The organism is Nocardioides luteus (assembly GCF_000960475.2).
Lineage (GTDB): Bacteria > Actinomycetota > Actinomycetes > Propionibacteriales > Nocardioidaceae > Nocardioides > Nocardioides luteus_A.
On record NZ_JZDQ02000003.1, the window covers coordinates 118,454 to 138,901 of the forward strand.

Here is a 20,448-nt window from a genome sequence, read left to right on the forward strand (position 1 = left end):
AGGAGTTCCGGGCGGTCGAGCGCGTGAACGCTCAACCTTCGACGATCTCGGGCATGAAGCGTGGCCACTGTTCATAGGAGCCGGCGACCAGGCTGGAGTCGTCACGCCGCCAGGTGTGTCCGTCGGCGTGACGGATGTAGATGTAGCCGAGCCCGTGGGTGCGGTAGCCGATCGCACCCGCGTTCCCAGCACGGATCAGCACCGACCGGTCGGTCGAGTTGGGCGTCGGCCGCCACCCACCGATCTCGTTGAGCATCCCGGTGGAGAGCATCATCGCGCCGCCGGCGAGCTGGTAGTGGTACGCCTCGGTCGCGAAGGTGCGGTGGACGGTGTGGTCGAGCGCCTCGAGATAGAGGTACTCGGTCGTCTTGCCGACCATGTCGGCACCGGAGTAGAGGTAGGCGAGTACCAGGTCGCCGATCACCTGCGGGCCGTAGATGTCGTCGTCGTCGATCTTCACGATCAAGTCCCCCGACGCCGCCCGCGCCGCGTCGGCCAGGACGGAACCGAACGCCTTCGCCTTCTCGTGGCGGGTGACGATCGCGCCGGTCGCTGCGATGACCTTCTCCAGCCGCGGCGGAAGCGGCCCCTCGGCACCGTGGACCGCGACGATGATCTCCACGTGCGGATAACGCTGAGCGGCGAGTGCCTCGATCACCCCAGCTACCCGGCCCGGCCGCATGGTGGAGAGGACGGCGCTGACCTTGGGGAGCAGCCTGTGCCCGTGCTCCTGGGTGTGGCCGGCGAGCTCGAAGAAGCCGCCGAAGCGCTCCATCGCCTCGCGTCGCTGGGGCACCGACCGCAGCTCGCGCACCAGGCCGCTGCCCGGTCGGTGCGGCAGGCGCAGCATCGCAGCCAGCTCCTTGCCGAGTACGTCCTCGGCGAGCCGCATCGCGGCGGGGAGCGAGTGCAGGATGACGCCGGTGGCCGCCAGTTCGGCCAGTCGGCGGTAGACCGCGCGCTCCTCGTCGGCGTCGGCGACCTCGAGCCCGGACAGGTCGACCGACTCGATCCGGCGCAGGCTGCGCACGTGGGCGGCGCGCAGCGGCTCGGTCAGCGCCTGAGCGAACCCCGTCGCCGCGGAGCTCGAGGTAGCAGTCGGCTCGAGGCGCAGCTGCCCGCCGGCGAGGGTCGCCGTCAGCCAGCCGTCGGGGTCGTACCAACCCTGGAACCGGCCGACCGGGTTGTGCACGTTGAGGTCGACCAACGGCGCGATGCCGCGGTCGGAGACGACCAGGTGTCCGGTCATGGCATCGACGGCCAGTGGGTGCCGGAAGACCGTGTCGGACGGGTCATCCTTGACTGCGGTCAGCTCCGCCAGCCGCGACCGGTCGCTGACCAGGCCGAAGTCGGCCAGGCTCAGGCCGACGCCGCTGAGGTGGTCGACCGGCAGCTCAGGGATGCCCGGGGCCACCGGCGTGGGCAGCAGCCCGAGCCCGGCGGGCACGAGCGCGTCGGTGCCGAGCTCGACATGCCCGTAGCCGTGCTGCCCGCGCGTGACTGCGAAGAGCGGGTAGACGGCGCGAACGATCGCGGCAAGCGAGATCGGCTCGCGCAGAACGATCTCGACCTCGGCGGCACCGACGCCGCTGCGCGGATAGCGCACCTCGTGGCGAAGCACTCCAGGCGCCCAGCCGAGGCGGCCGTTCCACCGACTGTGCGGGGACTCCCACCGTTCGATCCGCATCGCGAACCGTTGCGCGGTCACCTCCGGGTCGGCGAGCGTCAGGACACGGACCAGGTCCACGTCGGCAACCACGATGGACACCTGACCGGCTGGCCGCGGCAGTTGGGCGAGAAAGGTCCGTACGTCCTCGGTGCTCGCCAGCACCTCGTCCGCACGGGGCTCGGCTGGTGCACTTGTCACGGGATGTGTGGGCATGGGTCCTTCAATTTCCTAGGGCTGCCGTCGTGGCCGCGTCGAGGCGGCCCGTCAGACTCTTCACGTATGTCGCGGTCACGTGCGAGCGGTCGTAGTAGGCCACCACCCCACCGATCGTCGCGTAGCACCTGCCGTCACGGCAGAAGTCGGTGGTGGTGTCGAGCACCTCGACACCGTCCAGGGGCGAGGTGCGGGCGACGGCCGCCATCGGGTCTGGTGAGGCGGTCTGCTTCAGGCTCCCATCGCACGCGCCGAGATCACGCGGGTTGGCGGCGACGCAGTTCGGCGTGTTCGGCGTGGGCGGCGTGGGCGGGTCCTCGATCACCAGCACCCTCTTGTCGGCGGCCACCCAACGCTTCAGCACCCGGCGGGACGCCTTATGGGCCAGCTCGAGGCTCGCGCCCCGATCACCATGGGCGGCAGCCATGGTGCGGTAATAGCGGTTGCTCACCACCACGAGCCGTTCTCGACCACCGGCGACCCGGTCGACGACATGGGTGTTCCAGTCGGCGCACGCTTTCGTCGCCGCCTGGTCTGGCAACTCAATCGGCCGGTCGACGGTGTAGCACTCGTACATCAGATAGGCCGTCACCTGCCAGTTGTGCTCCCGGGCGACGAGCTCCAGCGCCGGCGCCCACATCGCGGCATGCGAGTTGCCCACCAACGCGACCGGGGTCGCGTCGGGTGCGTCGCTCCCGAAGGTGCAGGTGCGCCGGGACGTGTCGTCCATCTGCAGGACGCATCCGTTCTCGAAAAGGCGAGATTTGTCGTCGACCGCAGCCAGCGGCGGCAGGTAGAGGTCCCCCGAGCCGTGCGGGTCGCACGATCCCTGGGACAGGGCTGCCGCCGCGTAGCAGGGGTCCTCGGTGGGCGAGGGCGCAGCGACCTGCCGGGCCTGCGCCTCGGACTCGCGGTGGAGCGCGAACCCGCAGCTGCCGATGACCAACGCCCCGGTCAGTGCGAACACGAAGCTGCGGCGCAGTGGAAGGCCGAGCGGACGCCGCCCACGCAAGGGGTCTTCCACATAGGTCTTGGTCGCCCAGGCGGCCAGCACGACAGCACACAGGCCGAGGAGCTTGACCACGCCTGGAACCGGACCGTCCAGCGCATAGGGCAGCAGGACGACCAGCGGCCAGTGCCACAGATAAATCGAGTAGGAGAGGTCGCCGAGCACCTGCAAGGGGCGCCTTGCCATCAGCCACAGCGGAGACAGGGGACCGCGGCGCACGTCGGCGGCGATGACCAGAGCGGCACCGACGACCGGGACCAGCGCAGCGGCGCCGGGAAACACGGTGGCGTGATCGAACTCCACCGAGGCGTACGTCACCAGCCCCAGCCCGCTCCAGACGAGCGCCAGGCGTACGACGGCCGGCAATAGACTCAGGCGCGGTGCGGCGACCGCGACCAGGCCGCCCAGGCCCAGCTCCCAGACGCGTGTCTGGGTCACGAAGTAGGCCGAGGCGTCGGTGATGAGGACCGAGCAGAGCAGCGAGCCGGCCACGAGGAGCGCCACTGCCACGCCTGCGACGCGGCGGACCGAGATCCCGCGGCGGCGGGCGACCACGCCGACGGCGAGCAGGAGCACGGGCCAAAGAAGGTAGAACTGCTCCTCGACCGAGAGCGACCAGTAGTGCTGCACCGGCGTGGCGGCGTTGTCGGCAGCGAGGTAGTCGACTGCCTCCCTCGCGAGGAACCAATTCTGCACGTAGACGGCGGAGGCGACCGCCTGCCGGGCCGTACCGTCCCACAGCGTCGCCGGAGCGATCCACCACGTGGCCGTCAGCGTCACCGCGATCACGCTCAGCCCGGCCGGGAGAAGCCGCCGGATCCGCCTCCCCCAAAACTCACCGAGGTCGCGCAGCGAGGACGGGGCGTGGTCCAGCAGGTGCGAGGTGATCAGGAAGCCCGAGATGACGAAGAAGACGTCGACGCCGACGTAGCCGCCGGTGAGCCGGTGCGGCCAGAAGTGGTAGACGACGACGAGCGACACCGCGAGGGCCCGCAGCGCCTGGATGTCGATTCGCGGGCCCGGACCGCCCTTCATCGTGCGGCTTCTGGTGGTAGCAGCGCGCACGCCGAGTCCAGGGCATGGCACAACGGGTACAAGGGACGAGCTCCTGTGGGGGAGGATGCGAATGCCCGCCGTCGGCGGCGAACCGCGCGATCTTAACCAAGTCGGTTGTTCCTCGCCACCTGAAGGGTCAATTTCGAGGGCACGCTCCACAACCAGCGAGTGCTCCGCTCGAAAAGGTCGAAACCGACCCTGTCACCAGAGTCGGTTCCCCCTGAACGAGGCCAGCGTCGAAATAGCTCTCGCTCGTGGTGTTGCAGAGTTGCCCGCAGGTCAGGCGGGCTGCATCTCCTGCATCGAGGTGTCGAGGTCCGCGGTGTGGGCCGCGACCAGTGCGTCGTTCTCAGTCTTCAGCGACAGAACGAGATCCTCGAGCTCACGCACACGCGCACGAAGCCGAGCATTCTCGGCCGTGAGGTGGGCGGGAGTCCGCAGGTCGCTGCTCATGTAACCGATCAGCGCCTTCGCCATGAATACGTTTCCTTCGTTGGAATCACTAGAAGTTCCCGCGATACCGGGCCGTCTACAAGAGTGACACCGTAATCGGCGAGCGTCAACGTCGCGCGTCCAAAGCCGGGACCTCCGACCGTGCGATCCGGCGGATTCCGCCGCATTTCCGACAAAACCTGAGTGCATCGCACTCAACTTCGGGTCAGTTGCGGCGGCGGCGCTCACGCAGCTGCATGAGCTCCTTCTTCTCCTTGCTGGTCAGCGAGTCGGCGCCCTCGGCGTGGATCTTCTCGAGGAGCTCGTCCATCCGCTGCTCGTCCTTGGAGACCGTGGAGGACTCCCAGGGTCCGGTGACCACGGTCGGGCCCGACCTGCGCTTCTTGGCCTTGGCCGGCTTGGGTGCCTTCGGGCCGGAGCCGGCCACCTGCGGGATCCAGGCGAACCGGTCGAGCAGCCCGAACTGGCGCGCGACGAACGCGTTGACGGCCAGTCCGACGACGAAGACGAGCAGCATCACCCAGCTGCGGTAGCCCAGGTACTGGATCAGCTGGATGCCGACCAGGATCACACCGAAGAGCCAGGCCGGGATGTTGAACATGAACATCCGGTCGGGCCACTGCGCGATCCACAGCAGCACCACCATCATCTCGAGCATGCCCAGGCCGAAGAGGGCGTAGGAGGGGTCGAGCACCGCACCGAAGAAGACGGCCAGGACCGAGAGCACCGCGGTGAACGCCACCAGCAGCCAGGCGAACCGGACCCGGCCGAGCTCGTTGCGCTCGAGGTCGGAGCCGAAGTACCAGAAGAAGAAGATCGCGAGTACGTCGAAGATGCCGAACTGCGGATAGGCGAACGGCCATGTCAGCAGCGTCCACAGCTTGAGCTCGGCGACGTTGGGCTGGACCAGGGCCAGCCCGGCCACGCCGGCGCCACCGAGGATGGCGAAGAGCACCAGCCCGACGATGCTCGCGAAGACCACGAGCCATGTCGTGGTCACCCCCAAGGAGCCGATGTGGAACCAAGGCTCGTGGGGGTAACGGCCGCCTGGGGTCAACCGGAAACGTTCTCGCACGGGGCCGAGCCTATCCACGCATTGGTTGCCGCGTCAGCAGGGCACTCCCACCGACTTTCTCGATCGCACGCAGTTCGGCGGGCAATGCCGGATCCTCGCGCCACGGATGCTGCCGGAACGCCCGGCCCGCGCCGTACCGGTCGATCATCCCGACCAGCGCGGCGAGGTCCTCGGCCCGGTCTTGCGCGACCAGCCACCCCATCAGCCGCTGAGCAGGCGGAACGGTCGTGGACTCGAACGGCACGCCGGCCTCGGACCAGAACTCCAGGACCGCGCCGCGCAGCAGCTCCCAGTAGCGGCGCGGCTCCTCGGTCTCGGGGTGGACCGCCGCACGGAAGTGCTCCCACATGTCGATCGGCAGGATCTCGGCGAGCAGCGTCTCGATGAGCCTCGCCGACCCGGCCGCACGGACCAGCTCGAGGGTCTGGCGCTTGGTGTCGATCCGCTCGGCGAGGTTGGCGATCTGCGCACGCTTCTGAGTCGCCGAGGACCTGTCGGCGCGAACCTGCCAGTCGTAGACGATCTCGGTCAGGACATCGAAGGAGTCGGCGGCGAGGAACACCTGCGTCAGCGCGACCTGGTCCTGGTAGCGCGTGCGTTCGGGAAAGGCGATGGCGTTCTTCGTCCAGAAGGACCGTCGGAAGATCTTGTTCCACACGAAGATGTCGGCGAGCATCAGCGGCGCGTCCTCGATCCGGGACCGGAGCCGCTCCTCCGCATGGTTGCGACGCATCAGCGGCGTCATGAACCTCCGCTCCACCCCGCCCTCGACGCTGACCCGCTCCGCGGCCCCGACCGCGAAGTCCGAGCCGGTACGCCGCAGCGACCGGATCATCGCGGACCACGCGTCCGGCGGAAGGATGTCGTCGGGATCGACGAACGTCAGCAGCTCACCGGTCGCCGCATCGATCCCGGTGTGCCGGGCCCTCGACACCCCCGAGTTCGGCTGGGTGATGACGGTGACACAGGCTTCCTCGGCGGCGATCCGCTGCAGGATCTGCGCCGACCCGTCGGTCGAGCCGTCATCGACGACGATCACCTCGAGCCTCGAGATCTCGCTCCGTGGCTGGTCGAGAACGCTGCGCAGGCTCTTCTCGACGTACTCGGCGACGTTGTAGACCGGCACGACCACGCTGAGCGTCGGCCTGATGCGGAGCAGCCCTCGCACCCAGCTGGCACCTGTCACCGTCGAAGGTCCTTTCCGGCCGGTCCCATGCCGAAGGTGTCGCTGTCTCCGCGGAGGTGCATGAGGCCCTGATCCTGCGGGCGCTTTGTGGGCGCTTGATCGGATACGGCGAGCTTGTGGGGAGCCACCTGTTGTCCTTGTCGAGCTTTGACCGCCCCGGTGGCTGGGAGTGTGGTTCACGCCGGTGCCGGTGGAGGAGGGCCTTGGTTTTTCATCCCCGAGATCCGGGTGACCACGTCGCCACCCGGCTTGACCGCCCGCCCGAACGCAGCGGTGTGTCGTCCGCCCTGCGGCCGATACAGATCCCTGCCCCCAGGAAGAACGACCCGAACCTTAACCCAGACGAATCCTGAATCCTTAACGAACGATGAGGAAACGCAGAACTGACATGCGCCCGCAACATCTGCGGAGGCCGAAGGGGCCGTGAGCAATAGCCCGAACGGACTATCCGGCCGTGATTCTCCGTACGCGAGGGGCGGGCTGACACTTCGGACAGAAGTAGGAGGAGCGGTTCATGAAGGCGATGCGGCGCATGGGCGTCCCGCACCGGTCGCACGGCTCACCCTCACGTCCGTACGCCGCCAGCGACCGCTCGAAGTAGCCGGACTCGCCGTTCACGTTGACGTAGAGGGCGTCGAAGGAGGTGCCGCCCTGGGCGAGCGCCTCGGTCATCACGTCGCGTACGTGGCCGAGCAGCTCGCGCACCTTCGGGGCGGTCAGCCGCTCCCCCGGCCGTTCGCCGTGCAGCTTCGCGCGCCACAGCGCCTCGTCGGCGTAGATGTTGCCGACGCCGCTGATCACGGTCTGGTTGAGCAGGATGCGCTTGATGCCGCTGGCAGAGCGGCGGACCCGGCGGACGACCGCCTCGGGGTCGTAGGCGGCCTCGAGCGGGTCGGGGGCGATGTGGGCGATCTCGGGCGGGAGCTCGGCTCCCCCGGGGCTGATCGAGAGGCCGCCGAACATGCGCTGGTCGACGAAGCGGAGCTCCCGGCCCTCGGCGGCGCCCTCGAGACGGATGCGGACGCGCAGGTGGCGCTCGTCGGGTGACTCGGGCGGCTGGACGAGCATCTGGCCGCTCATGCCCAGGTGGGCCATCAGGGCATCGCCCGAGTCGAGCGGCAGCCACAGGTACTTGCCGCGGCGCCGGGCGCCGGTGAGCACCCGGCCCTTCAGCTCGTCGGCGAAGGCCGAGGCACCGGCGAGGTGGCGGCGCACGGGGCGCGGGTGCAGGACGTCGACGGCGAGGATCCTCGCGCCGAGTACGTGGCGCTCGAGGCCGGCGCGTACGACCTCGACCTCGGGGAGCTCAGGCAACGACGGACCTCAGGCGGAGGAAGAGGCGGAGGCCTGGATCTCGCCGTAGGCCGTCTCCGCGGCGGCCTGCTCGGCCTCCTTCTTGGAGCGGCCGACGCCGTTGCCGTAGAGCTGGTCGCCGACCCGGACCTTCGCGGTGAAGGTCTTCATGTGGTCGGGGCCCTCGTCGGTGATGACGTATTCGGGAACACCCAGGGCCCGCTCGGCGGCGAGCTCCTGCAGGGAGGTCTTCCAGTCGAGGCCGGCGCCCAGGTCGGAGGCCGCCTCGATGAGCGGGTCGAAGAGCCGGTGGACGAGGACCGTGGAGACCTCGATGCCACCGGAGAGGTGGACCGCTCCGATCACCGCTTCGACGGTGTCGGAGACGATCGACGCCTTCTCGCGCCCACCGGTGGCCTCCTCGCCCCGGCCCAGCTTGATGTGCTGGCCCAGGCCGATGGCCTGTCCGACCTCGGCCAGGGCGCGGGCGTTCACAACCGCCGCCCGCAGCTTGGCCAACTTGCCCTCGGGCAGGTCGGGGTGGGTGCGATAGAGGGTCTCGGTGACCACGACGCCGAGCACCGAGTCGCCCAGGAACTCCAGGCGCTCGTTGGTGGGCAGGCCACCGTTCTCGTAGGCGTAGGACCGGTGAGTCAGCGAACGCTCAAGCAGCTCGGGGTCCAGAATCGGATCCCCGAGCGCTTTGCGTAGCTCGGCGTAGTTGGTCAGGAGACTAACCGCGTGTCAGATCAGAGGACCTGGCGACGCTCGGCGCGAGCGCCGTACTGGCCGCACTCGCCGCACGCACGGTGCGGGATGTGCTTGGCGCCGCAGGCGGGGTTCGCGCACGTCACCAGGGTCGGCGCGACGGCCTTCCAGGCCGAGCGGCGGTGGCGGGTGTTGCTGCGCGACATCTTCCGCTTCGGAACAGCCACTGTTATCTCCTCATAATTCGACCGGCCGGATCTCGACCGGCTACTGAAGCCTGTTGTGCTGGGTGATCTTAGTTGCTGGAGTCGTCTTTCAACGAAGCCAGCCCCGCCCAGCGCGGGTCGACCTTGTCGCCGTGGTCGTGCCCGGGCTCGTCCGCGAGCCGCGCCCCACACTCGGGGCACAGTCCCGGACAGTCGTCCTGGCACATCGGCTGGAACGGCAGCGCGAGCACCACCGCATCCCTGAGCACCGGCTCGAGGTCGATCAGGTCGCCCTCGGTCCGGCTGGTCTCGTCGTCCTCGTCAGGGTCCTGGCCGTCACGAGAGTCGTCGTAGACGTACAGCTCCTGGATGTCGACCTCGACGTCGTCCTCGATCGGCTCCAGGCACCGCACGCACTCGCCCTCGAGGCCGGCGATAGCCGTCCCCGTGACCAGCACACCCTCCATGACCGCCTCGAGCCGCAGGTCGAGCTCGACCGGCGATCCCTCGGGGACAGAGAGGACTTCGATACCAAGATCTGCCGGCGCCGGCACCGTCAGCTCGACGTGACGTTCGGACCCCGGGCGGCGGCCGAGCTCGCGGGTATCGAGCACGAGCGGCGCTCTCGGGTCCAGGCTGGTCACGTTTCACTTCCGGATGAGGGCACGACAGATCAGAGAGATCTTAACGGGATCGGGCGACCGCGACCAAAAGGACGGTCGCCACAGCGGCCACGCACGCGACCCCGGCCACGCCTGTCGCGATCCAGGCCGCCGACTGGAAGACCGGCGCCGTGGCGAGGTCGCCGCCGGAGGGGTTCGGTGGAGCGATGTGGGCGGCGAAGACGGCGAACGAGGCCGCCGCCCAGACCCCGACCGCCGGTCCCGCCAGGCGCGGCGAGGCGGTCAGGCCGAGCGCGGTGATCAGGCTGGTCACGATCGTGAGCGGGATCAGGTAGCGCCAGTACGCTCCCCCGCCGCCGGCCGCGTAGTCGAGCTGGATCGCGACGATGGTCGCGGTGAGGGCGAGCAGCAGGAGCGCCGTCGCGACCCGCACGGTCTCGCGCCGTTCCCCGGAGAAGGAGCGGACGCCGACGACCAGTCCGAGCACGAGGGGCCCGATCGTGAGCACGGCGCCGACGAGAACGTGCTCCTGCAGCGCCGGCGGGATGAGGAGCTGGCGCCAGATGTCGGGATCGGTGGCGACATCGAGCACGGAGCGCACCTCCCGTTCCTGCAGCGGGCCGCCGGGCTTGCCGACGAGGTCGGTCTGCATGCCGGACCAGTTGCCGGTGGCACGGAAGTTGCGGAGGTAGAACCAGGCGTTGGCGGCGACGGCGAGGAGCACGGCGACGCCCAGCCGCAGGATTCCCGCCCAGTCGCTACGTGGGCCGGTGAACAGCCAGACCAGGCCGAGGGTCGTCGCGCACAGGCCGATGAAGACGACACCGGGGAGCCGGGTGCCGAGGGCTGCGGCGGCGTACAGGCCGAAGAGCAGCAGCCCGCGGGTCCGTGGCTCGTGGCGGAGCAACCAGACGGTCTGCCCGACCAGGAGGGTGACCCACAGCACGAACAGGTTGTCGTTGAAGACGACCCCGCCGAGCCTGGTCAGCGCGGGGCTGAGGGCGGTGACCAGACCGGCTGCGATCGAGACCTCGGGGCGGCTCGGGACGATCTGTCGCGTCGTCCACATCACCGCGACCACGACCAGGCAGGTGATCAGCGCCGCGATGCCGCGTGCGGCCATCCCGGCGGCCAGCAGGTGGCCGGCGTCGGTGAGGGGCCCGACCACGGGCGCCAGCAGCAGGTAGAACAGCGGCGGGTGCTGGCCGGTCCAGTCGAAGGGCAGGGTGTAGCCCCAGATCTGCGGCATCCGCATCGGCTCGCCGATGCGGATCAGGATGCCGTGCCAGAGCTGGTAGGCGTGGTCGACGTGGGCCACCTCGTCCTTGGTGCCGTAGAGCGGCGAGGAGAGCGCGTAGCCGGCGCACACGCCGGCACAGGTGATGAGGTTGGCGATCAGGCCTGCGGTCCAGAGCTGCGGTGCGGTGGGCCGTGGGGTGGGCACAGAGATCTCCCTGGTGTTTCGTCGGCTGGGGGCTGGACATCTGGTGGAAGGTCACCGGTGCGGCGGGTCAGGAACGCCGCTACCAGCGCTACCACGACATCGGCCAGGACGGCGATCCCGCGGGCCAGCAGGGCGACCAGGAGCGCCAGCCCGGGCGACAGGACGCCGGAGAGGGCGACCACCAGGACCGCCTCGCGCAGCCCGGCGCCGGCCGGGAGCCCGATCGCGGCCATGCCCAGGCTGAACCCGAGGGCATAGCCGCCGACGCTGGCGAGCAACGACGGCAGCGGGTCGCCGCCCAGACCGACCACGACCACCCAGATCTGCAGGCCGAGCAGGAGCCAGACGACGCCCTGCAGCGCCAGCGCCCTGCCGATCCCCCGCCAGGTCGGCAGGACCTCGAGCGGCTCGCGCCGCACCAGCCGGAGCCCGGTGTCGACGACCTTCGCGAAGACCGGCGGATGCAGGGCCACCAGGATCAGCGGCAGGAGCAGCACCGCCCACCAGTAGCGCGCGAAGGTCTCGCGCCCGAGGAACGGCATCAGCAGCACCGAGACCATCACCCCGGCGCCGACGGCGATCGCGAGCACGAGGACACCCTGGGTCAGGGACGTACGCCGTGGCACCCGCTCCGCGCGGGCGAGCTCCATCTGGCCGACGATCGTCCACACCGAGCCGGGCAGGTACTTCCCCAGCTGGCTGACGTAGAAGATCCTGGCCGCAGGCACCCACGGCAGCGGCGAGCCGAGATCGGCCAGCACCACCCGCCACATCAGCAGCGCGACACCCTGGGCGAGCACGGTCAGCGCGAAGGCGACCCCCAGGACCCACAGCGGCAGCTCCTGGAAGCCCCGCACGAGCGCGTCCCAGTTGCGGTGGACGGCGTACGCCGCCACCACGACGACGATCCCGACGACCACCGCCTTGAGCGGCACCACCTTCGTCCAGCCTCGGCCCACAGGTCCTTCCTGGCAGCACTTTTCGGGTGCGGACATCTCGGTTGCGGGGTGTGCTGCTCGATCTTTCCTTGACTACGACCCTAACGTTGAGGTGATGCACATCGTCGCCTTCGGCACCTACGACGTGGCCTCCCATCCGCGGGTCGCGGTACTCATCGAGGGCTTACGGGCCTGTGGCGCAGAGGTCACCGAGGTCAACCGGCCGCTCGGCCTGGACACCGCGGCGAGGGTGGCGATCCTGCGACAACCGTGGCGGCTGCCGCTGCTCGTGCTGCGCCTGCTGGTCTGCTGGAGCGGACTGGTCGGGGAGTCGCTGCGCCGGCGCCGGGACCGGCGCCCCGACGCCGTCCTGGTCGGCTATCTGGGCCACTTCGACGTGCACCTGGCCCGCCTCCTCCACCCTCGCTCGACCATCCTCCTCGACCACATGGTCTCGGCGGCCGGGGTCGCCACCAACCGGCGGCTGGCCGGCTCCGGCGGCCTGAAGCTGCGCCTGATGAAGGCGATCGACGCGATGGCGCTCAAGCAGGCCGACGTGGTCGTCGTGGACACGGCCGAGCAGCAGCAGGCGCTGCCCGAGGACGTACGCCGGCACTCGGTCGTGTGCCCCGTCGGTGCCACCTCGGAGTGGTTCGACGCCGGCGCAAGGGCCCTCGAGCGGCCGACCGATGCGCCGCTGAAGGCGGTCTTCGTCGGCCTCTTCTCCCCCACCCACGGCGTCCCGGTGATCGCCGACGCGCTCGACATCCTCGCCGACGACGAGCGGATCGAGGTGACGATGGTGGGCCAGGGCCAGCAGTACGACGAGGCCCGGCGCCTCGCGGCCGGCAACCCGCGCGTCTCCTGGGTCGACTGGGTCGACGCCGAGGAGCTGCCCGACTTCGTCGCCGGCTTCGACGTCAGCCTCGGCATCTTCGGCACCGTCCCGCAGGCCCGCCGGGTGGTGCCCAACAAGGCGTTCCAGGGCGCTGCCGCCGGTGCGGTGGTCGTCACCTCCGACACCGCGCCCCAGCGCCGGATGCTGGAGAGCGCGGCCATGCTCGTCTCCCCCGGGAGCCCGGAGGAGCTCGCCTCGGCCCTGACCAAGCTCGCCGACGACCCGGACGAGGCCCAGCGCCTGCGTGAGGCGGCCTATGAGCAGGCGCGGGAGCACTACACCCCGCAGGCCGTCGCCTCTCCCATCCTCGAAGTTCTCAGCTGACCCGACCCCGACCCAGGAACCAGATGTCGCTCACCGCCACCGACCGCCCGCTGCCTCCGCTCGCACCCCGCGCCTGGCTCCGCTACGACGTCGTCAGCCGGATCATCGACCGGCTGGCGCCGACGACGGCGCTGGAGATCGGCTGCGGCCAGGGTGCCTTCGGCGCCCGCCTGGCCACCCGCGCCGACTATCTCGGGATCGAGCCCGACGCCGACTCGTTCGCGGTGGCGTACGAGAGGATCACGTGCATGGGCGGCAAGGTGCTCAACGCGATGTCCTCCGAGCTGGAGCCGGGCGCGACGTACGACCTGGTCTGTGCCTTCGAGGTGCTCGAGCACATCGAGGACGACAAGGGGGCGCTGGCCGAGTGGGTGACGCATGTCCGCCCGGGCGGCCGGCTGGTGCTCTCGGTGCCGGCGTTCCAGGAGCGGTTCGGGCCGATGGACCGGCACGCCGGGCACTTCCGCCGCTACAGCCCCGCAGAGCTCACCGCCCGGCTCGAGGAGGCCGGCCTGGTCGACATCGACATCACCGTCTACGGCTGGCCGCTCGGCTACGCCCTGGAGGCGGTCCGCAACCGGATCGACGCCCGGAAGCTGGAGAAGGTGGGCGATCTCACTCCCGAGGAGCTCACCCGGGCGACGGGACGTACGTTCCAGCCCAGCGGCCGGCTCAAGGGCGCCGCGATCGCGCTCGCGACCAGCCCGTTCATGGCGCTGCAGCGGCTGCGACCCGACACCGGCACCGGGCTCGTGGCCGTCGCGACCAGGCGTGACTGACCCGCTGCCCGGAACGCCCAAAGACAACTTGGCCGACCTCCCGCGCGCGCTACCGGCGCCCGGATCGGACTACTCATAGATTTTCGGCTTGTGTTCTCATCGGATCGGTGGCGCTCGGGCGTCGTACTGGCGCTTCTCGTCCTCTTCGTCGCGGTGACCTTCGGGCCCGCGCTCGTGGGGCGCGGGATGCTGCTCGACACCGGTTGGCTGCACGCGATGATGCCGTACGCCGCCGACGGCCCGATTCCGCAGGGAACGCTGTGGTGCCGCGGCGACACCTGGGACTACTACCTGCCCGGCGTCGAGAACATCGTCGAGGGCGTACGTCACGGCAACTGGCAGACCTGGGCGCCCTACGAGGTGGGCGGCGCTCCCCTGGCCTCGCTGCCGAACCACGCCGTGCTGAGCCCGGTCTCGTGGCCCTACTGGGTGATGCCGCTGTGGCTGGCGCCCGCGTGGGTGAAGCTGACCGAGCTGGTCCTCGTGCTGGCCGGGATGGTCATCTTCCTCGGCCGCCTCGGGGTGCGGCGCAGCATCGCGCTGGTCGCCGGCCTGGCCTTCTTCACCTCCGGGTTCATGATGATGTGGACCAACTGGCCGCACACCAAGGTCGCCTGCCTGGTCCCGCTGCTGCTGTGGGCGCTGGACCGGGCCGTCCACGAGCGCGGCGCGCGTGATCTTGCCGCTGTCGGCCTGGTCGTCGCCTCGATGCTGCTCGGCGGGTTCCCGGCGGTGACGATGTTCGCGCTGACGCTGGGGGCGATCTACGTGGTCGTCCGGGCGCTCGCGCTCCGGGACGTACGGCGGTTCCTGGTCGCCGGCGGGATCGCCGCCGGCGGGGTCGGGCTGGGGGTCGCGCTCTCCGCGGTCCAGGTGGTCCCGTTCGCGCTGAACATGAGCGCGCTCGGGATCGACGAGCGCGTCCCCAACCAGGTCAAGCCCGCCAGCCTCGTGCTCACCACCGTCGCGCCCGACGTCTACGGCACCTGCGTCGACGGTCTCTGGGCGGGCGAGGACAACCCGATCGAGTCGATCGCGTTCGTCGGCGTCGCGGCGCTGATCCTCGCGCTCTGTGCGCTGGTCGTCCGGCTCCCGAGCGGCCGGCGTCCGTCGACGCCGGCGCTGCTCGCGGTCGTCCTGGCCGCGATCGTGTGGCTGCTGTGGATCGGCGGGCTGCCGCTCGAGCTGCTCCAGAAGCTGCCGGGCTACAGCTCCAACAGCTTCGGGCGGGCGAACTCGATCTTCGGGTTCCTGTGTGCGGTCCTGGCCGGGATCGGGCTGGAGCGACTGGTCCAGCGGGCCGAGGCGTCGGAGACGTCGGGGTCGGATCGGGATGACCGGTCCTGGCGACCGAAGCTGGTGGTGTCGCTGGTCGTGCTGCTCGCGGCGGCCGGGGTGGCTGCGTACTTCCTGCATGCGGCGTACGCCTTCGTCGACGGCGCGCAGCGGCCGATCCCGGACATGGCCGCGAAGCTGCGGCTGCCGGTGCTGCTGCTGGTCGTCTCGGTCCTCGCAGTGACGGGGACGCTCCTGCTGCGCGGGCGGCTGCGGCTGCTGGGCCCGTCGGTGCTCGTGCTGGCCGTGGTCGCGCAGAGCACGATGTTCGCGCACGAGGTGCTGCCGCTGACCGACCGCGACGACTTCTATCCGGTCACCCCGGCGCACGAGTTCCTGAAGGGGAACCTCGGTGACGACCGCTACGGCGCCTCGGGCTGGGAGCACTCGGCGGTCGCCGACCACTACCGGCTGCGTACGCCGACGGGCCATGAGTTCACCTCGCCGGAGTGGAAGGCGCTGATCGCGGCGGTCAGCCCGGACGCCCAGCTGTCGGCGACCTACAGCGACTTCCCGGCCGGCATCCCCACCCCAGGGCGCCAGCCGGTGCTCGACCAGCTCTCGGTCCGCTACTGGGTGACCCAGCCGATGGAGGTCATCGGAGCCGTCCAGCCAGCGCCCGTGCCCGCCGCGCGGCGGCAGCTGCTGACCCTCGCACCCGGACGGCAGGCGACGTGCCAGGTGCCGAAGGGCGACCTGCGCGGGATCGAGGTCACCGTGCCCCACGGTCTGAAGCCGCGGGCGCAGACGCCGACGCTCGTCCGGGTGAGCGTCGGCGCAGGTGCCGAGAAGGTCACCTCCGAGCGGGCCATCGCCGTGAACCGGCCGCTCAGGCGCGGTGAGAAGCTGCGCGTCGCGGTGCCCGACCACCGCTTCACCTCCGGGCCGGTGCCGGTGACGATCACGTTCTCGGGGAAGCGGAAGCCCGTCCACCTCGCCGGCCGCAGCGACGGCTCCGCGGTCTGCGGGGCGGTCCGGCCGGAGAAGGGCGACGGGCTCCGGGTGGTGCACGCCTCGGCCGGCGCGGTCGTCTACGAGCGCGCGAGCGCGTTGCCCCGGATCCGCTGGGCCGGCACCAGCGAGGTCGTCACCGACGGTCCCACGCGGGTGCGGCGGCTGACCGAGGGCGTCGCCCCCGGCACCGTCCTCCTCGACGACTCCTCGACACCGGCCGCCACCGGCTCGACGGCCCAGGTCGACGTACGCCGCGACGAGCCCGAGACGATCTCGGCCTCGGTCACCGCGGACGGTGCCGGCTACCTGGTCGTCGCCGACTCGATCGCCCGGCCGGGCTGGTCGGCCACGGTCGACGGTGAGGAGGTCCCGCTCGTCGCCGGCAACCACGCCTTCGCCGCGGTGCCCGTCCCCGACGGCACCCACACGGTCACGCTCCGCTACGACGCCCCCGGGCTGCGTACGGGTGCCGTGGTCTCGCTCCTCGGCGCCCTGGTGACGCTGGGTCTGCTGCTCGTTCCGTGGCTGACGGATCGCCGCCGTGGCAGACGCCGCGTGGACCGGTCCTGAACGCCAGGTTTCCTTAGCACATACGCCGGATGACACCCGCGAGGGGGCGTGGGGCCGCGGAATCCACGCGGTAATGTGGCCGCTCAGAAGCCCCTCACGAACCCCGAATTTCTCTGTTCGGTCCCACTACTTGCCCTGAGGTCCCTGTGAAGCTTGTCGTTCAAGTCCCCTGCCTCAACGAGGAGGAGACGCTCCCGTCCGTCCTGGAGTCGATCCCGAAGCAGATCCCCGGCATCGACGAGATCGTGGTCCTGATCGTCGACGACGGATGCACCGACCGGACGGTCGAGGTGGCCAAGGAGCACGGCGTGCGCGAGTTCGTGCACCACTCCCGCAACCAGGGCCTCGGCCGGAGCTTCCACGACGGCGTGGTCCGCGCGCTCGAGCTGGGTGCCGACATCGTCGTCAACACCGACGGCGACAACCAATACCCGCAGGACCGCATCGCCGACCTGGTCCAGCCGATCATCAACGGCCAGGCCGACATCGTCATCGGCGACCGGCAGGTCGACCAGATCGAGCACTTCTCCGGGCTGAAGAAGAAGCTCCAGAAGGTCGGCTCCAAGGTGGTCAACATGGCCGCGGAGACCGACCTGCCCGACGCCGCCAGCGGCTTCCGCGCCTACTCGCGCGAGTCGCTGATGCTGCTCAACACCGTGACCCGCTTCTCCTACTGCATGGAGACGATCATCCAGGCGGGCAACAAGCGGATGAAGATCGCCTCGGTGCCGATCGAGACCAACGCCAAGACGCGTGAGTCGCGGCTGTTCAAGTCGATGCCCGAGCACATCATGAAGTCCGGCGCGGCGATCGTGCGCAGCTACATGATGTACAAGCCCTACGCCATCTTCGTCTGGCTCACCGCCTTCTTCTTCGTCCTCGGTGCGATCCCGTTCTTCCGCTACCTGGTGCTGTGGCTCAGCGGCGACAACGGCAACCACATCCAGTCGCTGCTGCTCGGCGGCGTGCTGATCAACCTGGCCTTCATGTCCGCGATGCTCGGCGTCATCTCCGACCTGATCCGCACCAACCGGGTGCTCATCGAGGACGACCTGGAGCACACCAAGAAGGCGCGCTTCGGGAAGTCCGGCACCGAGATGCTCCGCGACCAGACCTCGGTCGCCGAGTTCGACCTGCCGCACACGCAGACACGTGCGGCCTCGGCCCAGTCCGGCGAGACGTGGACGACCAGCCTGTGACAGCGACCAGCTCCGACCCGGTCTCCGCCACGGAGGCCGGGTCGTCGGCTACGCCCGGCCCCACGAGACCCAGCCTCGCCAAGCGGCTGCTCAAGATCGGGCTCGCCCTCGTGGTCGTGCTCGGCGGCGCCTACCTCGTCTGGCGCCAGCGCGCCGATCTGGCCACCGCCGTCCAGGAGCTGAGCCTCGGCCGCTTCGCGATCGCCGGGGTCCTCGCAATCGCCGGGACCATGCTGATCGGCCAGATCTGGGTGGCCCTGCTGCACGGCATGAGCATCCGTCCCTCGCTGCGCGACTCCCACTCGGTCTTCTACGTCTCCCAGCTGGGCAAATACCTGCCCGGCTCGGTGTGGCCGGTCGTCGCGCAGATGCAGTTCGGGCTGCGCTGGGGCGTCGCCCGCCGGACCATGCTGGGCGCCAACATCCTCTTCATGGGGGTCGTGGTCGCCAGCGGCATCGGCGTCGGCGCCCTCCTGCTCCCCTGGTCCTCCTCCGAGGGCCTGAGCCGCTACTGGTGGCTGCTGCTCCTGCTGGTGCCGCTGGCCGTGTGCCTGCACCCGCGCGTCGTCCCGGGCATGCTCGACTGGCTCTTCGCCCGGCTCGGGCGCGAACCCCTCGGCGTACGCCTCAGCGCGCGCGGGCTCTTCACCGCGATCGGCTGGGCGGTGCTCGCCTGGGTCGCCTTCGGCCTCCACCTGGCGGTGATGATGCAGTCGTACGCCTCGGTGGGGCTGCTCGAGGTCGCGGCCGCGACCGGTGGGATGGCCCTGGCCTGGGCCGCCGGGATCGCGTTCATCCCGGCCCCGGCCGGCGCCGGGATCCGCGAGGGCCTGCTCGCCCTCACTCTGGGCCCGATCATCGGGGTCCCGGAGGCGCTCACCGTCGCGCTCGCCTCGCGGGTCCTCCTGCTCCTTGCCGATGTGGTGCTGGCTGGTCTCGGAGCGGTCGCCGGGCGGCGTACGTCCTAGCGGGCCAGGCCGCGAGGCAGACGGCGGCCAGCCCGCACACCACGCCCACGGCCACCACCAGGTCGGCGCCGCGAGCGTCGGCGCTCGGAAGCCGGCCCACGTAGGTCGGCGAGTCGATGAACCAGCGGAAGATCAGGAACGCGTAGACACCCAGGGCGAGCGTGGTCGCGGCCGCCGCCAGGTCGGCCCGCGACTCGCGGCGGCCGACCGGGAGGACGTCGACGATCGCCATCACCCCGACCGCGAGCACCGTGGCCAGCAGCGGCATGAGCGGTAGCAGGTAGCGGTCGTTCGGGTTCCCGCCGCCCGCGACGAAGCCGACCAGGTTCGCCAGGACGACCACGGCGTGGACCGCGAGCAGCAGCCATCCCGGCCGGGACCAGGGATCCGCCGACCCGGTGATCCGCCGGCGGACGAGCAGCACGAGGAGGCCGATCGCTGCGACGATGCCGAGCAGGTCGGCGACCACCACGTACCCCTCGGCCAGCAGCGGCACCCACAGCCGCTCGTACCAGTCGACCCAGAGCGAGCCGTCCGTCAGCACCTGCCACCAGGTGCCGTTCGGCTCCCGGTCGAACTTGTCGAGCAGCGCACCCGTGCCGGTCGGGTCGCCGTAGAGGACGATGTTGCGGACGTAGAACCAGCCGGTGGCGAGCCCCGGAACCCCGGTGGCGACGGCCGAGGCCGCCAGCGCACGGACCACCCCGCGCCCGGAACGGTCCTTGATGAGCAGTGCCGCGGCGATGGCCGCTCCGCACAGGACGACGGTCAGCACTCCGGGCGCCTTCGCACCCGCCGCGGCGGCACCGGCCAGCGCGACCAGCGCCAGGCGCCGCGGGGACAGACCGCGGTTCAGGATCCGGATCGTGGCCAGCAGGGTCAGCGACGACGCCGCGACCGCGACACCGTCGTTGGCGATGTGCCCACCCGCGGTCACCAGCACGGCGCACGAGGCGCTGACCGCCGTCGCCAGGAAGGCGGTCGTCGCCCGCCGGGTCACCTCGAAGGCGATCAGACCCACCAGCAGTACGCAGAGCGCGGAGCCGACGGCATTGATCAGCCGCATCCCCACTGTCATCACCTGAGGCGCGTCGAGCGCCCCGGCCGCGGCGACGAACGGCAGCGACATCAGGTAGTAGAGCGGTGGGTGGTTGGCGGTCCAGATGTCGCGGTGCGGCTCGTCCACCATCGTCTCCAGCCCTTCGACGACCTGGGGGTAGCGGCGTGCGTCCGTGGTCACCGGGGTGTCGATCGTCGGCAGCCGTCCCGAGGCCAGCTCCACCGCGTAGCCGGCGTTCGGCCCCTCGTCGCGGGTCTGGTACTGCAGCGACCGGGTGAGAGCGACGTAGCTGCTCAGGCTCAGCGCGAAGAACGCCACCAGCACCATCGCCGCGAGCAGCCGCTTCGGGAGTCGTGCCCCGGCGCGGTCCTCGCGGGTGGAGCGGTGCATTCAGGACCTTCGGATCGGCTTGCAGAGTGATGGCGAGCCTATGTGAGATTCTCCGACGCTCTCGTCCTGTGGATGCGTGTCTCCCGAGATCGTTTGTG

At 70.3% G+C, this 20,448-nt stretch carries 17 protein-coding genes; 5 read left to right on the forward strand and 12 right to left on the reverse strand.

Translation table 11 applies throughout. The features are described 5' to 3' along the window. Positions 1-31: 31 nt before the first annotated feature. From UG56_RS02840 to UG56_RS02890, 11 genes are all read right to left on the reverse strand, one after another. Complete coding sequence (locus UG56_RS02840) at positions 32-1,882, reverse strand: glycosyltransferase (RefSeq protein WP_084100385.1); 1,851 nt, start codon at positions 1,880-1,882, stop codon at positions 32-34. Positions 1,883-1,889: 7 nt separating this feature from the next. Beyond that, positions 1,890-3,926, reverse strand: a complete 2,037-nt coding sequence (locus tag UG56_RS02845; protein ID WP_045548399.1) for an acyltransferase family protein — start codon at positions 3,924-3,926, stop codon at positions 1,890-1,892. A 300-nt stretch (positions 3,927-4,226) separates the two neighbouring features. Then, a complete protein-coding gene (locus tag UG56_RS02850; protein ID WP_045548398.1) occupies positions 4,227-4,424 on the reverse strand; it encodes a hypothetical protein in 198 nt (65 codons plus the stop codon). Positions 4,425-4,605: 181 nt separating this feature from the next. Continuing rightward, a complete protein-coding gene (locus tag UG56_RS02855) occupies positions 4,606-5,400 on the reverse strand; it encodes a DUF6576 domain-containing protein (protein WP_045548397.1) in 795 nt (264 codons plus the stop codon). Between the two features lie 85 nt (positions 5,401-5,485). Further along, the gene (locus UG56_RS02860) at positions 5,486-6,661 is read right to left on the reverse strand and encodes a glycosyltransferase family 2 protein (RefSeq protein WP_084100388.1); all 1,176 of its coding nucleotides are present in this window, start codon (positions 6,659-6,661) and stop codon (positions 5,486-5,488) included. Positions 6,662-7,105: 444 nt separating this feature from the next. Continuing rightward, positions 7,106-7,975, reverse strand: a complete 870-nt coding sequence (gene mutM, locus UG56_RS02865) for a bifunctional DNA-formamidopyrimidine glycosylase/DNA-(apurinic or apyrimidinic site) lyase (RefSeq protein ID WP_045548396.1) — start codon at positions 7,973-7,975, stop codon at positions 7,106-7,108. Positions 7,976-7,984: 9 nt separating this feature from the next. Continuing rightward, the gene (rnc, locus tag UG56_RS02870) at positions 7,985-8,683 is read right to left on the reverse strand and encodes a ribonuclease III (RefSeq protein WP_045548395.1); all 699 of its coding nucleotides are present in this window, start codon (positions 8,681-8,683) and stop codon (positions 7,985-7,987) included. A gap of 20 nt (positions 8,684-8,703) precedes the next feature. Continuing rightward, a complete protein-coding gene (gene rpmF / locus UG56_RS02875; protein WP_008358292.1) occupies positions 8,704-8,889 on the reverse strand; it encodes a 50S ribosomal protein L32 in 186 nt (61 codons plus the stop codon). Positions 8,890-8,957: 68 nt separating this feature from the next. After that, complete coding sequence (locus UG56_RS02880; protein ID WP_045548394.1) at positions 8,958-9,512, reverse strand: YceD family protein; 555 nt, start codon at positions 9,510-9,512, stop codon at positions 8,958-8,960. Between the two features lie 40 nt (positions 9,513-9,552). Further along, entirely contained in the window at positions 9,553-10,935 is a 1,383-nt protein-coding gene (locus UG56_RS02885) for a hypothetical protein (protein WP_045548393.1), read from the reverse strand. Further along, positions 10,887-11,894: a lysylphosphatidylglycerol synthase transmembrane domain-containing protein gene (locus tag UG56_RS02890; RefSeq protein WP_052693458.1), complete on the reverse strand. Its 1,008-nt coding sequence runs from the start codon at positions 11,892-11,894 to the stop codon at positions 10,887-10,889. The genes UG56_RS02885 and UG56_RS02890 overlap by 49 nt, the downstream gene beginning before the upstream one ends. A 94-nt stretch (positions 11,895-11,988) precedes the next feature. On the opposite strand from UG56_RS02890, the gene UG56_RS02895 reads away from it, so the two are divergent. From UG56_RS02895 to UG56_RS02915, 5 genes are all read left to right on the forward strand, one after another. Further along, positions 11,989-13,095: a glycosyltransferase family protein gene (locus UG56_RS02895; protein WP_045548392.1), complete on the forward strand. Its 1,107-nt coding sequence runs from the start codon at positions 11,989-11,991 to the stop codon at positions 13,093-13,095. A gap of 23 nt (positions 13,096-13,118) precedes the next feature. After that, positions 13,119-13,874, forward strand: a complete 756-nt coding sequence (locus UG56_RS02900) for a class I SAM-dependent methyltransferase (RefSeq protein WP_045548391.1) — start codon at positions 13,119-13,121, stop codon at positions 13,872-13,874. A 90-nt stretch (positions 13,875-13,964) separates the two neighbouring features. After that, positions 13,965-16,733 carry a YfhO family protein gene (locus UG56_RS02905; protein ID WP_045548390.1) on the forward strand — a complete coding sequence of 923 codons (2,769 nt, stop codon included), beginning with the start codon at positions 13,965-13,967 and terminating at the stop codon, positions 16,731-16,733. A 146-nt stretch (positions 16,734-16,879) separates the two neighbouring features. Further along, positions 16,880-17,932, forward strand: coding sequence for a glycosyltransferase family 2 protein (locus UG56_RS02910; RefSeq protein WP_045548389.1), 1,053 nt, complete (start codon positions 16,880-16,882; stop codon positions 17,930-17,932). Beyond that, positions 17,929-18,900: a lysylphosphatidylglycerol synthase domain-containing protein gene (locus UG56_RS02915; protein ID WP_071326845.1), complete on the forward strand. Its 972-nt coding sequence runs from the start codon at positions 17,929-17,931 to the stop codon at positions 18,898-18,900. Before UG56_RS02910 ends, UG56_RS02915 begins: the two co-directional genes overlap by 4 nt. On the opposite strand, the gene UG56_RS02920 is transcribed toward UG56_RS02915, so the two are convergent. After that, entirely contained in the window at positions 18,809-20,350 is a 1,542-nt protein-coding gene (locus UG56_RS02920) for a phospholipid carrier-dependent glycosyltransferase (protein WP_052693455.1), read from the reverse strand. The genes UG56_RS02915 and UG56_RS02920 overlap by 92 nt on opposite strands. Between the last annotated feature and the right edge of the window lie 98 nt (positions 20,351-20,448).